Source organism: Pseudomonas sp. AA-38 (assembly GCF_029457475.1).
Taxonomy (GTDB): domain Bacteria; phylum Pseudomonadota; class Gammaproteobacteria; order Pseudomonadales; family Pseudomonadaceae; genus Aquipseudomonas.
This window is the reverse complement of sequence record NZ_CP120359.1, coordinates 2,223,754-2,238,672: the sequence shown is the minus strand read 5'-3', so window position 1 is coordinate 2,238,672 and position 14,919 is coordinate 2,223,754. Positions and strand designations below refer to the sequence as shown.

The 14,919-nt window shown below is 64.8% G+C and carries 13 protein-coding genes; 12 read left to right on the top strand and 1 reads right to left on the bottom strand.

The genetic code is table 11. The features are described 5' to 3' along the window. Positions 1-16: 16 nt before the first annotated feature. From PVE35_RS10160 to alaC, 3 genes are all read left to right on the top strand, one after another. The gene (locus PVE35_RS10160) at positions 17-595 is read left to right on the top strand and encodes an ANTAR domain-containing response regulator (protein WP_268177787.1); all 579 of its coding nucleotides are present in this window, start codon (positions 17-19) and stop codon (positions 593-595) included. 150 nt (positions 596-745) lie between these two features. Beyond that, entirely contained in the window at positions 746-1,837 is a 1,092-nt protein-coding gene (locus PVE35_RS10155) for a polysaccharide lyase family 7 protein (protein WP_277374563.1), read from the top strand. Positions 1,838-2,042: 205 nt separating this feature from the next. Continuing rightward, positions 2,043-3,272 carry an alanine transaminase gene (alaC, locus tag PVE35_RS10150; RefSeq protein WP_277374562.1) on the top strand — a complete coding sequence of 410 codons (1,230 nt, stop codon included), beginning with the start codon at positions 2,043-2,045 and terminating at the stop codon, positions 3,270-3,272. Between the two features lie 40 nt (positions 3,273-3,312). Here alaC and PVE35_RS10145 read toward each other — a convergent pair whose 3' ends face one another. Continuing rightward, positions 3,313-3,696, bottom strand: a complete 384-nt coding sequence (locus PVE35_RS10145; protein ID WP_268177790.1) for a hypothetical protein — start codon at positions 3,694-3,696, stop codon at positions 3,313-3,315. A gap of 155 nt (positions 3,697-3,851) precedes the next feature. Here PVE35_RS10145 and PVE35_RS10140 point away from each other — a divergent pair, with 155 nt between their 5' ends. The 9 genes from PVE35_RS10140 to nirD all read left to right on the top strand — a co-directional run bounded on the left by PVE35_RS10140 (position 3,852) and on the right by nirD (position 14,859). After that, complete coding sequence (locus tag PVE35_RS10140) at positions 3,852-4,166, top strand: transcriptional regulator (protein ID WP_268177791.1); 315 nt, start codon at positions 3,852-3,854, stop codon at positions 4,164-4,166. A 307-nt stretch (positions 4,167-4,473) separates the two neighbouring features. After that, positions 4,474-5,757: a CmpA/NrtA family ABC transporter substrate-binding protein gene (locus tag PVE35_RS10135; protein ID WP_277374561.1), complete on the top strand. Its 1,284-nt coding sequence runs from the start codon at positions 4,474-4,476 to the stop codon at positions 5,755-5,757. 12 nt (positions 5,758-5,769) lie between these two features. Continuing rightward, on the top strand, positions 5,770-6,615 hold the full coding sequence (gene ntrB / locus PVE35_RS10130; protein ID WP_277374560.1) for a nitrate ABC transporter permease: 846 nt from the start codon (positions 5,770-5,772) through the stop codon (positions 6,613-6,615). A gap of 10 nt (positions 6,616-6,625) precedes the next feature. Next, positions 6,626-7,417, top strand: a complete 792-nt coding sequence (locus PVE35_RS10125; RefSeq protein WP_277374559.1) for an ABC transporter ATP-binding protein — start codon at positions 6,626-6,628, stop codon at positions 7,415-7,417. A gap of 98 nt (positions 7,418-7,515) precedes the next feature. Beyond that, entirely contained in the window at positions 7,516-8,205 is a 690-nt protein-coding gene (locus PVE35_RS10120; protein WP_268177796.1) for a polysaccharide lyase family 7 protein, read from the top strand. A gap of 519 nt (positions 8,206-8,724) precedes the next feature. Then, positions 8,725-9,936: a nitrate/nitrite transporter gene (locus PVE35_RS10115; RefSeq protein ID WP_277374558.1), complete on the top strand. Its 1,212-nt coding sequence runs from the start codon at positions 8,725-8,727 to the stop codon at positions 9,934-9,936. Between the two features lie 130 nt (positions 9,937-10,066). Continuing rightward, entirely contained in the window at positions 10,067-11,737 is a 1,671-nt protein-coding gene (locus tag PVE35_RS10110; protein WP_277374557.1) for a bifunctional protein-serine/threonine kinase/phosphatase, read from the top strand. Positions 11,738-12,079: 342 nt separating this feature from the next. After that, positions 12,080-14,536: a nitrite reductase large subunit NirB gene (gene nirB, locus PVE35_RS10105; protein ID WP_277374556.1), complete on the top strand. Its 2,457-nt coding sequence runs from the start codon at positions 12,080-12,082 to the stop codon at positions 14,534-14,536. After that, positions 14,533-14,859 carry a nitrite reductase small subunit NirD gene (gene nirD / locus PVE35_RS10100; RefSeq protein ID WP_268177800.1) on the top strand — a complete coding sequence of 109 codons (327 nt, stop codon included), beginning with the start codon at positions 14,533-14,535 and terminating at the stop codon, positions 14,857-14,859. The genes nirB and nirD overlap by 4 nt, the downstream gene beginning before the upstream one ends. Positions 14,860-14,919 lie beyond the last annotated feature (60 nt).

The following is a 14,919-nucleotide window of genomic DNA, read 5'->3' as shown; positions in this document are numbered from 1 at the left end:
CATCTGGAGAGCTGCCATGCTGCGTATCCTGCTGATCAATGACACACCGAAAAAGGTCGGCCGCCTCAAGAGCGCCCTGACCGAAGCCGGCTTCGAGGTGATCGACGAGTCCGGCCTGACCATCGACCTGCCGGCGCGGGTGGAAGCCGTGCGCCCCGATGTCATCCTCATCGACACCGAGTCTCCGGGGCGTGACGTGATGGAACAGGTGGTACTGGTCAGCCGCGACCAGCCTCGGCCCATCGTCATGTTCACCGACGAGCACGACCCCGGCGTGATGCGCCAGGCGATCCAGAGCGGTGTCAGCGCCTACATAGTCGAGGGCATTCACGCCCAGCGCCTGCAACCGATCCTCGACGTGGCCATGGCCCGCTTCGAGAGCGACCAGGCCCTGCGTGCCCAGTTGCAGGCCCGCGAGGCGCAACTGGCCGAACGCAAGCGCATCGAATTGGCCAAGGGCCTGCTGATGAAGATGAAGAGCTGCAACGAGGAAGAGGCCTACACCCTGATGCGCCGCCAAGCCATGAGTCGCCAGCAGAAGCTGATCCAGGTGGCCGAACAGATCATCGCCATGCACGACATGCTGGGGGGCTGAGACCTGACGGTCGGGTAAAAAACAGTCGAACCTTGCGTACCTCTCGCCACTCTCTGACTAGGCCTGTTCAGGCAGGCCTTTTCATTCAGGGAGCGTAGAGTTGCAGTCGCCACAGGCGAGCATGCGCGGCCCGGCAACGAGGACGAAAGCATGCAAGCACTCCCGTCACGCGCATTGAGCATCCAGTGGTTCGGCACTGCCCTGTGTGGCTGCCTGCTGGCCGGAAACGGCCATGCCGAGCTGTACAGGAGCGTTTCTCCGGGCGGCAACTTCGCCCTGGACAACTGGAATCTCACCGTCCCCCAGGACGCCGATGGCAGCACCGAAGGCACCGCGATCACCGCTCGCCCCGACCAGTTGACCGGCCCCTATGGTTACAAATCGCGCTGGTTTCGCACCGATGCGCAAGATGGCGCCATGACCTTCTGGGCTCCCATCAATGGCGCCACAGCCGGCGGTTCCAGCAGCCCACGCGCGGAACTGCGCGAGATGCTCGATCCCAGTAACCTGTCCATGACCTGGAGCGGCGCGGGCGAGTCGGTACAGGACGCCATGCTCAGGGTGATGCAGGTTCCGCAGGACGGCATCGTCATCGTCGGCCAGGTTCATGGCTACCGTAGCGCGCCCTTGATCATGGTCTATTACCGCTACGATGCCGCCCGCCAGACCGGCCGGGTCATCGCCAAGCTGCAGGGGCTACCGGAACAGGGGCCACCCTTTACCACCCATACACTGGCCAACGACATCGACCTGGGGGAAACCTTCAGCTATCGGATGAAGGTCAGCAAGAACGTGGCGACGGCCTCGGCCAATGGCGGGCCGAGCGCCCGCATGCCAATGGATCCGGCCTGGAACAGTCACACCTTCTACTTCAAGGCCGGTGCCTACCTGCACATGCATGGCGACAGAGCCAGCGAAGGTGCCCGCGTCAAGTTCTATCGCCTGGCTGCCAGCCACCCCAATGACGGGCTTGCGATCACCAGCGTTGCAGCCCTGCCCAACGCCCGGGCAGGCCAAGCCTATGAAGCCAGACTCAACAGCAGTGGCGGCCGTGGTGGAGCCACCTGGCGCCTGGTCAGCGGCCATCCACCAGCCGGCATACAGCTATCCCGCGATGGCACGATCAGCGGCACACCTCAGCTTTCGGCAGTCTCCGCCACGGCGCACTGGTTCGTGGCCCAGGTGCGCGACGTGAACGGCAATACCCTGCACAAGAAGTTCTCCATTCTGGTCGGAGACTGAGCAACGCCATCTGGCGCGGCCCGCGCCTTTGGCAGGGCCACCCTGCTGCTGCATGTGAAGCAAGCGCTGATAAGCCACTCCCACCGCTCCACTTGCGGCTTGGCGCTTGAAGCTTGCGGCTAAAAAGGCTTATCTTCGCCGTCGGCCACAGCAGTGGCCAACGTCGCTCGGACGGTTCCGGGCGCTTACGTACCCCGAGGAAATCATGGCCGAAAACGCCAAGCGCCGCTTTGCGCGCATCGATCGTCTCCCCCCTTATGTCTTCAACATCACCGCCGAACTGAAGATGGCCGCGCGCCGTCGTGGCGAGGACATCATCGACTTCTCCATGGGCAACCCCGACGGGGCGACACCGCCGCATATCGTCGAGAAGCTGGTGCAGGTCGCCCAGCGTGAAGACACCCATGGCTATTCCACCTCCCGCGGCATTCCCCGCCTGCGTCGCGCCATCTCGCGCTGGTACCAGGAACGCTACGACGTGGAGATCGACCCGGAAAGCGAAGCGATCGTCACCATCGGTTCCAAGGAAGGCCTGGCACACCTGATGCTGGCCACTCTGGATCATGGCGATACCGTGCTGGTGCCCAACCCCAGCTACCCCATCCACATCTACGGTGCGGTGATCGCCGGCGCCCAGGTGCGTTCGGTGCCGCTGGTACCGGGGGTGGATTTCTTCAACGAGCTGGAACGCGCCATCCGCGAATCGATCCCCAAGCCGAAGATGATGATTCTCGGCTTCCCCTCCAACCCCACCGCGCAGTGCGTGGAGCTGGACTTCTTCGAGCGCGTGGTGGCCCTGGCCAAGCAGTACGACGTGCTGGTGGTGCACGACCTGGCCTATGCCGATATCGTCTACGACGGCTGGAAGGCACCCTCGATCATGCAGGTGCCGGGCGCCAATGACATTGCGGTGGAGTTCTTCACCCTCTCCAAGAGCTACAACATGGCCGGTTGGCGCATCGGCTTCATGGTCGGCAACCCGGAACTGGTCAGCGCCCTGGCGCGGATCAAGAGCTACCACGACTACGGTACCTTCACCCCGCTGCAGGTGGCAGCCATCGCCGCCCTGGAGGGCGACCAGCAATGCGTGCGCGATATCGCCGAGCAATACCGCCAGCGCCGCAACCTGCTGGTCAAGGGCCTGCACGAAATCGGCTGGATGGTGGAGAAACCCAAGGCGTCGATGTACGTCTGGGCCAAGATACCCGAGGCCTACGCACACCTGGGCTCGCTGGAATTCGCCAAGAAGTTGCTGGCCGAGGCCAAGGTCTGCGTATCACCCGGCCTGGGTTTCGGCGACTATGGCGATGACCACGTGCGCTTCGCCCTGATCGAGAATCAGGATCGCACCCGTCAGGCACTGCGCGGCATCAAGGCCATGTTCAGGGCCGATGGCCTGCTGCCGGCGAAGAAGGCCAAGGCCGAGCAGGAGTGATGTGGAAGGGGCGCCAGCGATGGCGCCCCTTTCGTTTTGTTCAGCCGGAATAGTCCAGCGCCGTCCAGTTACGGCTAAGCCCCTGCGACAACACACACTGTGGGCTATCCAGTTCCTGATTGTGCAGCAGCGTGGTATCCCCTTCCGCTTCGCCAAGACGCTCGGTGAGCCACTGCAACCTGCCGCAATTGGGGGTTTCGATCACATAGCTGGCCGCGATGCTGGAGTGATGCCCCGGCAGATGGACCACATCCAGCACACGCCCCGCCTCTTCCACGCGTCTCCCGTCGGAAACCAACACGGCCCAGGCCTGTTTGCCGTCGATCACCAGGTAGGCGCCATTGGCCTGTGGCCGCTCCATCTGCGGCTGCGCACAACCGCCGAGCAGGGCCAATAGCACAATCGTCACAAGCATCTGTTGCATTGTTCATTCTCCTTTACCAGAACGCCCGTCAGGGGGATTGGGCGGGTGGATGTCGCTGCGATGGCCTAACTATTACGCGATACTGTTTATTTGTACAGTACTTTTCGGATAGGCTTGCAACCACTGATAAACGAGCAAGGCACAGGAGCATCATCATGCTGGACGTACTGCAAGTGAAACATCAGGTCAATCGCATGCCGCTGGAGCGCGTGCGCGCCATGGTCGAAGAGCTGCAGCGTGAAGGCCTGGTGATGGAGGGGCGCACCCCCTTCAACCGTACCCATTTCAATACCTGCTTCGCCGAAATCGAGGCGCTGCTGCAACGCGCCGGCTATCACCGGCAACTGGACGTGGTCGGCTATCAGGGCCTGGCCTATGCCCTGTTCGACCCTGCGCGCTGGGAGGCGGTGGAGGTGTTGCGCTGGCTGCGCGACTTCGTCGAGGAGTCGCGCAGCGTCCCGGCCTCCTGAACGCGCCTCAAAAACGTTCAGCGCAGGCATCGGATGCACGGCATTGGCCCCGCACAGGGCCTTCTCGGGCGCTGCTCGCTGCGCCTCGTGCGGCGCAGGTGACTGATTTGCAAGGCAATTGCCTCGCTTATCGAGGCTGGTGGAAAAACTGGCAAGCACTTTGCTAATTCCCCTCCAGCATCCTGCGTAGCGCGCCAACGGCGGCGGGCCGAGGATCACGGACAACGGCGTCCGTCGGATCACCTTCCTCCCAGCGAGGCGATCTGACGCACGCCGTTTTTTTGCGCCCGAAAAAAGAGATCAGCCCATGACCGATCGTGATTCGAAAAAAGCCGTCGACAGCAGCCGCCGTAATTTCCTCAAGCAATCCATCGCCATGGCCGGGGCCATCGGCGGTATCGCCGCCCTGGGGCTGTCGGCCCCGGCCTCGTTGCGTAGCGCCGCCTGGGCGGCCGGTTCCGACGCGCCGGAGAAGGCCGCGCTGAAGGTGGGTTTCATCCCGCTGACCGACTGCGCCTCGGTGGTGGTGGCCGCCACCCAGGGCTTCGGCGAGAAATACGGCCTGACCATCACCCCGAGCAAGGAGGCGTCCTGGGCCGGTGTGCGTGACAAGCTCAACACCGGCGAACTGGATGCTGCCCATGTGCTCTACGGCATGATGTACGGCGCCCAGCTCGGCCTGGCCGGCCCGCAGAAGGACATGGCCGTGCTCATGAGCCTGAACCAGAACGGCCAGGCCATCACCCTCTCCAAACAACTGCGCGAGGCCGGCGTGAGCAACGGCGCGCAACTGGCCGAACACATCAAGAAAGGCGGCAGCCCGCTGACATTCGCCCAGACCTTTCCCACCGGCACCCACGCCATGTGGCTGTACTACTGGCTCGGCAGCCTGGGCATCAACCCCATGAGCGACGTGAAGACCATCGTTGTGCCGCCACCGCAGATGGTCGCCAACATGCGCGTCGGCAACATGGACGGCTTCTGCGTCGGCGAGCCTTGGGGTGCGCGGGCGATCTTCGACAAGATCGGCTTCACCGCCACCACCACCCAGCAGATCTGGCCGGATCACCCGGAGAAGGTGCTCGGCACCACCCGCGCCTTCATCGAGCAGTATCCCAACGCCGCTCGCGCGCTGATCATGGCCGTGCTCGACGCCAGCCGGTTCATCGAGGCCAGCGAGGAGAACCGCAAGAGCACGGCCAAGCTGATTGCCGGCAAGGCCTACGTCAACGCGCCGGTACAGGTGATCGAGCCGCGCTTTCTCGCCCACTACGAGGACGGCCTCGGCAACAGTTGGCAGGACGAGCACGCCATGGCCTTCTGCAAGGACGGCAGCGTCAACTTCCCCTACCACTCCGACGGCATGTGGTTCCTCACCCAGTTCAAGCGCTGGGGCCTGCTCAAGGAGGCCCCGGATTACGCCGCCGTGGCCGCCCAGATCAACCAGACCGCGCTTTACGCCGAAGCCGCCGGCGCGCTCAAGCTGGCCGTGCCCGGCAGCCCGCTGCGCAGCAGCACGCTGATCGACGGCGTGGTCTGGGACGGCAGCGACCCGGCTGCCTACGCCGATTCCTTCGCCATCAAGGCCTGACCGGAGGTGAACATGAATGCGCCCCTGAAAACACCCCTGCAGCCCGTCGCCAAGCCGCGCCTGTCGTCGCGGCTGCCCAGCGCCGCGGCCCTGGGCAATCTGTGCAAGGCCGGCATCGCGCCGCTGCTGGGCATCCTCGTCTTCATCGGCTTCTGGTCGTTGCTGGCGCAGTACAGCGAGGGCCTGCCCGGGCCGCTGAGTACCTGGCAATCGGCGCTGGTGCTGTTCGCCGACCCCTTCTACGACAACGGCCCCAACGACATGGGCATCGGCTGGAACATCCTCAACTCGCTCGGCCGCGTCGGGGTCGGTTTCGGCCTGGCGGCGCTGGTGGGCATCCCGCTGGGCTTCGCCATCGGCCGCTTCGCCTTCCTCGCCGGCATGCTCGCGCCGGTCATCAGCCTGTTGCGTCCGGTCTCGCCACTGGCCTGGCTGCCCATTGGCCTGCTGGTGTTCGAGGCCGCCGGCCCGGCCTCGATCTGGGTGATCTTCATCAGCTCGATCTGGCCAATCATCCTCAATACCGCCGCCGGCGTGGCCAGCGTGCCGCAGGACTACCTCAACGTTGCCCGCGTGCTCAAGCTGTCGGAGTTCAAGGTGCTGACGCGCATCCTCTTCCCCGCCGTGCTGCCGCACTTGATGACCGGCATCCGCCTGGCCATCGGCGTGGCCTGGCTGGTGATCGTTGCCGCGGAGATGCTCACCGGCGGCATCGGCCTGGGTTTCTGGGTGTGGGACGAATGGAACAACCTCAACGTCGAGCACATTCTCATCGCCATCATCATCGTCGGCCTGGTGGGCCTGGCACTGGAGCAGACACTGCTGCTGATCGCCAAACGCTTCGACTACGCCAGCTAAGGAGACGAACATGGACAAATTCGTGGAGCTGACCGGCGTCAGCAAGCACTTCGACACCAGGAAAGGCCGCTTCCAGGCGCTGACAGACGTCAACCTGAGCATCGCCCGCGGCGAGTTCGTGGCGCTGATCGGCCACTCCGGCTGCGGCAAGTCGACGGTGCTCAACCTGATCGCCGGCCTGCTGGAAGCCAACGAGGGCGGACTGATCTGCAACGGCCGCGAGATCGACGGCCCCGGCCCCGAACGCGCCGTGGTGTTCCAGAACCACAGTCTGCTGCCCTGGATGACCTGCTTCGGCAACGTGCATCTGGCCGTGGAGCGGGTGTTCGGCGCACGCGAAGGCAAGGCCCAGCTCAAGGCCCGCACCGAACAGACGCTGAACATGGTCGGCCTGGGCCATGCCATGCACAAGCACCCGAACGAGATCTCCGGCGGCATGAAGCAGCGCGTCGGCATCGCCCGCGCCCTGGCCATGGAACCCAAGGTGCTGCTGATGGACGAGCCGTTCGGCGCCCTCGACGCCCTGACCCGTGCGCACCTGCAGGACGAGTTGCTGCGCATCGTCGCCCAGACCCGCAGCACCGTGGTGATGGTCACCCATGATGTGGACGAGGCGGTGCTGCTGTCCGATCGCATCGTGATGATGACCAACGGCCCGGCGGCGACCGTGGGCGAAACGCTCAGCGTCGAGCTGCCGCGCCCGCGCGATCGCCTGGCCCTGGCCAGCGACCCGCAGTACCACGCCTATCGCAGTGCCGTGCTGGAGTTCCTCTACCAGCGCCAGCAGCGCCCGGCCGCCTGAACCGATGCAACCGCCCCGGCTCATGGGCCGGGGCGGCGGAACCAATCGCTTCGCTTGTACACGAACAGGGATCCTCAACAATCAGGCAGGCAACTCCCGTGTTAGACCTCTCCACCTGGAATCTGTCGATTCCCACCGAACCGACTCCCACCACCATCAGCACCCAGCGCCTGAACAATGGCTATCAGAGCCGTTACTTTCGACGCAACGACGACGGCAGCGTGACCTTCTGGGTACCCGTCACCGGCTCCACCACCGAAGATGCCCGCTATCCACGCAGCGAGCTGCGCGAAACCCAGCGCGATGGCAGCCTCGACAACTGGCAGCATGCCAGTTCGGACAGTTACCTCAGTGCGGTACTGCAGGTCGATCAGGTGCCCAGCAAGGGCAAGGTGGTGATCGGCCAGGTGCACAGCACCGACGTGCCCGGCAGCGAGAACGACCCTCTGCTCAAGCTGCAGTATCACTATCGCCGTGGCGTCGGTCGCGTCGAACTGCTGCTGCGCGCCCGTCCAGGCGATAGCGAGGTGCAGAACATCCTGCTGGCCGACAACGTGCAGCTCGGCGAGCGCTTCGGCTACGACCTGCGGGTCACGCCCAGCGGGCGTATCGGCATCAGCGTGGCCAGTGTCGATGGCGACGAAGGCTCGCTGTACCGCCAGTTGAGCAGCCGCTGGAGCACCCAGAGCCTATACTTCAAGGCCGGCGCCTACGTGCAGGACAACTATGGGCCGGACAAGGAAGGAGGCCGCGTGACCTTCTACCACCTCAACAGTCAGCACCGCTGAGCAACTGCGTGATCCCAGCATCTGCACGATTGCGCAGCGCCATGCCCGTCAAGGCCGAAGCCACAGAGGCCCCCGCCAAATACGGCTGATCATCCGCCCCGTGAGCACGCCCCGTTGCGGTGCACCGGCCTCGCCAGCGCCTCCTTTTGCGCCAGGCACGGGTGCGCCGAACGCCCTCGAACCCGCAACCGCCGGGCTTTACCCTGCTTGGCGCAGCTCTTGCTAGATCACGGCACAAGGTAGCCAACGGCGGCCACCTCCTTCACGACAAAGACGTCGCCTCACCTCGCCCTCACGGGCCGTGGTGAAGCGACGTTTTTTTTCGTGTTCGCCCCAGTGTCCGGGGCTGGCGCAGACCTCGCGATCCGAACCTGCGCTGCAACCGCTCGAACCTGCTTGCGGCCCAGGCCGCAGGGCTCTGCATCACAAGTGCGGGCCTCCCCGGCAGGCGCGGCCGCCGTGTCCACGACCACGGTTCGCCGCGCGCTGTCGGGCTCCTTCTCGCTGATGAGGTGATCGATGAATACAAGTTTCTGGAAAGCCGGGCACGCCCCCACCCTGTTCGCCGCCTTTCTCTACTTCGACCTGAGCTTCATGGTCTGGTACCTGCTCGGGCCACTGGCGGTACAGATCGCCACCGATCTGGAGCTGAACGCCCAGCAACGCGGCCTGATGGTGGCCACGCCGATTCTGGCAGGCGCCGTGCTGCGCCTGCTGATGGGCTTTCTCGCCGATCGTCTGTCGCCCAAGACCGCCGGCCTGCTCGGCCAGGTGGTGGTCATCGTGGCGCTGTTCTGCGCCTGGCGAATCGGTATCGGCAGCTACGAACAGGCCTTGCTGCTGGGCCTGTTCCTCGGCTTCGCCGGTGCCGCCTTCGCCGTGGCACTGCCGCTGGCCTCGCAGTGGTATCCGCCGCAGCACCAGGGCAAGGCCATGGGCATCGCCGGCGCCGGCAACTCCGGCACGGTACTGGCGGCGCTGTTCGCCCCGGGCCTGGCCGCACTCTCGGGCTGGCAGAACGTGTTCGGCTGGGCGCTGATCCCGCTGCTGGCGGCCCTGGCGATCTTCGCCCTGGTGGCCAGAAACGCCCCGCAGCGCCCCAAGCCCAAGGCCTTCGCCGATTACCTCAGGGCCCTCGGCGACCGCGATAGCTGGTGGTTCATGTTCTTCTACAGCATTACCTTCGGTGGCTTCATCGGCCTGGCCAGCGCCCTGCCCGGCTACTTCAGCGACCAGTACGGGCTGAACCCGGTCACCGCCGGCTATTACACCGCCGCCTGCGTCTTCGCCGGCAGCCTGCTGCGCCCGCTCGGCGGCGCCCTGGCCGACCGCATCGGCGGCATCCGCACCCTGCTGATGATGTACGGCATCGCTTCACTGTGCATTGCCGTGGTGGGCTTCAACCTGCCCAGCTCGAGTGCGGCGCTGGCCTTGTTCGTCGCTGCGATGCTCGGCCTGGGTGCCGGCAACGGCGCGGTGTTCCAGCTGGTACCGCAGCGCTTTCGCGCGGAAATCGGCGTGATGACCGGGTTGATCGGCATGGCCGGTGGTATCGGCGGCTTCCTCCTCGCCGCCGGCCTCGGTGCCATCAAGCAGCACACGGGGGATTACCAGCTTGGCCTGTGGCTGTTCGCCAGCCTCGGCGTGCTGGCCTGGGTCGGTCTGCATGGGGTCAAGCAGCGCTGGCGCACCACCTGGGGCAGTGCCGCGGTCAGCGCTGCGCGGGTGTGAGCGAACCCTCGCTGGTTCACCTATCGTAGGGTGCGCCATGCGCACCAGCGCACCATCGTCGAGCCCGGTACGCACGGCGCACCCTACGATCCACAGCGCTTACCCAATCAACCATTTGCGGAAACCACCCATGGCCCTGCAACTGAGCACCGGCGAAGCCAGCGCCACCGGCCCGCGCAGCGAGAATCAGGACGCCCTGCGTGTGGTCACCCCGGCGCCGGCCCTGGCCGCCAGCCGGGGCTACCTGCTGAGCCTGGCCGACGGCGTCAGCCAGTGCGCCGATGGTGGCCTGGCGGCCCGTGCGACTCTGCAGGCACTGGCGCTGGATTATTACGCCACGCCGGAAACCTGGCCCGTGCAGTACAGCCTGGATCGCCTGCTCACCGCGCACAACCGCTGGCTGCAGGCCAACGGCGGCGGTCAGCCGCTGCTCACCACCCTCACCGCCCTGGTGCTGCGCGGCCGGCGCTATACCCTGGCGCATATCGGCGACAGTCGCGCCTATCTCTGGCGTGACGGCCAACTCATGCGCCTGACCGAGGATCATGTCTGGGAACAGCCGGGCATGCAGCATGTGCTCAAGCGCGCCATGGGTCTCGACCAGCATCTGGTGGTGGATTACCGGGAAGGTGAGCTGCAGGTCGCCGACGCCTTCCTGCTGATCAGCGATGGCGTCTGGAGCGCACTCAGCGACGCGCGTATCGCTCAATTGCTACAGAGCAGCAACGATGTCCAAGGCCTATGCCAGGCGCTGATCGCCGAAGCGCACCGCGTCGGCAGCCAGGACAACGCCAGTGCCCTGCTGGTGCGAATCGAGCGACTCCCCGAGGCAGCGGCCCTGGCCGACACCCTGGCGCAATTGGCGCACTGGCCGTTGCCACCGCGCCTGCGTGCCGGGCAACACTTCGAGGGCTGGCGGGTCGAAGGGCTGCTGGGCGAGTCGCGCCAGTCGCTGATCTATCGGGTCAGCGATGCCGATGGCCAGCCCTGGCTGCTCAAGACCCTGCCCACCAGCCGCGCCAGCGAAGAACAGGCTGGCCCGGCACTGTTGCAAGAAGAATGGCTGCTGCGCCGCGTCGCCGGTCGCCACTTCCCCGAAGTGCACGCCCTGCCACAACGCCAGCATCTGTATTACGTACAGCGCGAATACAAGGGACAAACCCTGGAGGCACGCCTACGCCAGACGGGCCCGCTGAGCCTGGCGCAGTGGCAGGATCTGGCACCACGCCTGATCAAGGCACTGGGGCTGCTACACCGGCGCAATATCGTCCATCGCGATATCAAGCCGGAGAACCTGCTGCTCGGCGACGACGGTGAACTGCGCGTACTCGACTTCGGCCTGGCCTACTGCCCAGGCCTGAGCCACGACGAGGTCCATAGCCTGCCCGGCACACCCAGCTATATCGCCCCGGAAGCCTTCGCCGGCAGCCCGCCCAACCCACAGCACGATCTTTACGCCGCTGGCGTGACGCTCTATCACCTGCTGTGCGGGCACTATCCCCATGGCGAGATCGAAGCCTTCCAGCGCCCGCGTTTCGCTCAACCCGTGCCGGTCAGCCGTTACCGCCCGGACATCCCGACCTGGCTCGACGAATTGCTCGCTCGCGCCGTCGACGCCAGCCCGGAACAGCGCTTCGAGACCGCCGAGGAATGGCTGCTGGCGCTGGACATGGGCGAGCGCAGATCGCTCGACAAGCGGCCACGGCCCTTGCTGGAACGCGAGCCACTGCGGGTCTGGCGCACGGTGGCGTTGCTGTCGCTGCTCATCAATCTGCTGCTGGCGGTACTGCTGCTCAAGTAATGCACGCACCAAGGCAAGGCATTGCGCCCTAGAAAGAGGCATCCATCGGTGAAAAAAGCGCCAACTATCGCTGCCGAGAGCCTGTAAACGGGCCACTCGGCGAGTTGGCACAAGCACTGCATTGGTATTGCCACAAGGTAAACAAGGCGCCTCCTTCAACGAAGAAGGTGGCGCCCCCCGATAGAACGGGATCTGGACAAAGGCGTCCTCGCTAGGTGACTAGCGGGACGCCTTTTTTGTTTTCCGGTTCGCCATTGCTGGCGACCACGCTCAGAGCCGTCGCGGCGCGAGATCGCACCCGACAACCTTTTACCGTGATCAACGATTCAGGAGACAGCCGGCATGCAGAAACTCAAGCTGGTGATGATCGGCAACGGCATGGCGGGTGTGCGCACCCTCGAAGAGCTGCTCAAGCTCGCCCCCGATCTTTATGACATCACGGTGTTCGGCGCCGAGCCGCACCCCAACTACAACCGCATCCTGCTTTCGCCGGTGCTGGCTGGCGAACAGACCTTCGAGGAGATCGTGCTCAACGACCTCAACTGGTACGCCGACAACGGCATCAAGCTGCTGCTCGGGCGCAAGGTAGTGAAGATCGACCGCAAGGCACGCCGGGTGATCGCCGATGACGGTAGCGAGGCCGAGTATGACCGCCTGCTGATCGCCACCGGTTCCACGCCCTTCATCCTGCCGATTCCGGGCAAGGATCTGGACGGCGTGATCGGCTACCGCGACATCGCCGACACCCAGACCATGATGGACACCGCCAAGACCCACAAGCATGCGGTGGTCATCGGTGGCGGCCTGCTCGGCCTGGAAGCGGCCAATGGCCTCAAGTTGCGCGGCATGGACGTGACCGTGGTGCACCTCGGCGATTGGCTGCTGGAGCGCCAGCTGGACCGTACCGCAGGCGAGCTGCTGCAGAAGTCGCTGGAAGACCGCGGCCTGAAGTTCCTCCTGCCCAAGCAAACCGCCGAACTGCTGGACAACGGCGAAGGCCGTGTGTGTGCGGTGAAGTTCAAGGACGGCGAAGTGATCCCGGCCGATCTGGTAGTGATGGCCGCCGGCATCCGCCCCAACACCGAACTGGCGGAGAGCGCCGGCATCGCCTGCAACCGTGGCATCCTGGTCAACGACACCCTGCAGACCTATGACCCGCGCGTCTATGCCATCGGCGAATGCGCCAGCCACCGTGGCATCGCCTACGGTCTGGTGGCGCCGCTGTTCGAGCAGGCCAAGGTCTGCGCCAACCACCTGGCCCAGCTCGGTTTCTCCCGCTATCAGGGCTCGGTGACCTCCACCAAGCTCAAGGTTACCGGCATCGACCTGTTCTCCGCCGGGGAATTCATGGGCGGCGAAGGCACCGAAACCATCACCCTCTCCGACCCCATCGGCGGCGTGTACAAGAAGCTGGTGATCAAGGACGACGTACTGGTCGGCGCCTGCCTGTACGGCGACACCGCCGATGGCGGCTGGTACTTCCGCCAGATCCGCGAGAACCACAACATCAGCGAGATTCGTGACCATTTGATGTTCGGCGAAGGCGCCATCGGCGACGTCGGCCACCAGGGCGCGGACAAGACCGCCAACATGCCCGACAGCATGGAAATCTGCGGCTGCAACGGCGTGTGCAAGGGCACCATCGTCAAGGCCATCCAGGAGAACGGCCTGTTCTCCGTCGACGAGGTCAAGAAGCACACCAAGGCGGCCAGCTCCTGCGGCTCCTGCGCCGGCCTGGTGGAGCAGATCCTGATCAGCACCGTGGGCGGTGCGGCAGACGTCAAGCCCAAGAGCGAGAAGGCCATCTGCGGCTGCTCCGACCTCAATCATGGGCAGATCCGCAAGGCCATCCGTGAACAGCACCTGACCTCCATGGTGCAGACCATGGAGTACCTGAACTGGAGCACGCCCAACGGCTGCGCCACCTGCCGCCCGGCGCTGAACTACTACCTGATTTCCACCTGGCCGGGCGAGGCTCAGGACGACCCGCAGTCGCGCCTGATCAACGAACGCGCCCACGCCAATATCCAGAAGGACGGCACCTACTCGGTGGTGCCGCGCATGTGGGGCGGCGTGACCAACCCGTCGGAGCTGCGCCGCATCGCCGACGTTGCCGACAAGTACAACGTGCCCATGGTCAAGGTCACCGGCGGCCAGCGCATCGACCTGCTGGGGATCAAGAAGGAAGACCTGCCGGCGGTGTGGAAGGAGCTGGACATGCCCTCCGGCCACGCCTACGGCAAATCCATCCGCACCGTGAAGACCTGCGTGGGCAGCGAGTTCTGCCGCTTCGGCACGCAGAACTCGACCCAGCTCGGCATCGACCTGGAGCACGACCTGTTCAACATGTGGTCGCCGCACAAGGTCAAGCTGGCGGTTTCCGGTTGCCCGCGCAACTGCGCCGAGGCTGGCATCAAGGACGTCGGCATCATCGGCGTGGACTCCGGCTTCGAGATCTACATCGGCGGCAACGGCGGCATCAAGACCGAGGTGGCCGAGTTCTTCGTCAAGGTCAAGACAGCCGAAGAAGTGCGCGAATACAACGCTGCCTTCCTCCAGCTCTACCGCGAGGAAGCCTTCTACCTGGAGCGCACCGTGCACTACCTGCAGCGTGTCGGCATGGAATACATCAAGAAGGCGGTGATCGACGACGAGGCCAACCGCAAGGCGCTGGCCGCGCGCCTGCACTATGCCCTGTCGTTCGAGCAGGATCCGTGGAAGCAGCGCATCGAGACGCCACAACTGAAGAAGGAATTCGACACCATCAAGGTCGTGCAACTCGAGGAGGCCACGGTATGAGCTGGCTGGATATCTGCGCCCTGGATGAGATCAACCCGTTGGGCTCGCGCATCGTCGAAGGCCCCAAGGGCGATATCGCCATCTTTCGTACCGCAGCCGACGAGGTCTTCGCCCTCGACGATCGATGCCCGCACAAGGGCGGCCCGCTGTCCCAGGGGCTGATCTACGGCAAGCGCGTGGCCTGCCCGTTGCACAACTGGCAGATCGAACTGGAATCCGGCGAGGCCGTGGCACCGGACGTCGGCTGCGCCCACCGACACCACGTCCGGGTCGAGAACGGCCGCGTGCTGCTGGCCCTGAATACCACCGAGAAATGTGCGTAAGCCGTAGGGAGGAAAATCGCTAAGCATTTTCCACCGACACAAATGCGCAGCGGAGGACAA

Excerpts from the sequence above, each read along its gene's own strand:
- PVE35_RS10115 (WP_277374558.1), top strand. The coding sequence starts at position 8,725 with ATGAATACAAGTTTCTGGAAAGCCGGGCACGCCCCCACCCTGTTCGCC.
- PVE35_RS10155 (WP_277374563.1), top strand. The coding sequence starts at position 746 with ATGCAAGCACTCCCGTCACGCGCATTGAGCATCCAGTGGTTCGGCACT.
- PVE35_RS10125 (WP_277374559.1), top strand. The coding sequence starts at position 6,626 with ATGGACAAATTCGTGGAGCTGACCGGCGTCAGCAAGCACTTCGACACC.
- PVE35_RS10145 (WP_268177790.1), bottom strand. The coding sequence starts at position 3,696 with ATGCAACAGATGCTTGTGACGATTGTGCTATTGGCCCTGCTCGGCGGT.
- ntrB (WP_277374560.1), top strand. The coding sequence starts at position 5,770 with ATGAATGCGCCCCTGAAAACACCCCTGCAGCCCGTCGCCAAGCCGCGC.
- PVE35_RS10110 (WP_277374557.1), top strand. The coding sequence starts at position 10,067 with ATGGCCCTGCAACTGAGCACCGGCGAAGCCAGCGCCACCGGCCCGCGC.
- PVE35_RS10135 (WP_277374561.1), top strand. The coding sequence starts at position 4,474 with ATGACCGATCGTGATTCGAAAAAAGCCGTCGACAGCAGCCGCCGTAAT.
- PVE35_RS10160 (WP_268177787.1), top strand. The coding sequence starts at position 17 with ATGCTGCGTATCCTGCTGATCAATGACACACCGAAAAAGGTCGGCCGC.
- alaC (WP_277374562.1), top strand. The coding sequence starts at position 2,043 with ATGGCCGAAAACGCCAAGCGCCGCTTTGCGCGCATCGATCGTCTCCCC.
- nirB (WP_277374556.1), top strand. The coding sequence starts at position 12,080 with ATGCAGAAACTCAAGCTGGTGATGATCGGCAACGGCATGGCGGGTGTG.
- nirD (WP_268177800.1), top strand. The coding sequence starts at position 14,533 with ATGAGCTGGCTGGATATCTGCGCCCTGGATGAGATCAACCCGTTGGGC.
- PVE35_RS10140 (WP_268177791.1), top strand. The coding sequence starts at position 3,852 with ATGCTGGACGTACTGCAAGTGAAACATCAGGTCAATCGCATGCCGCTG.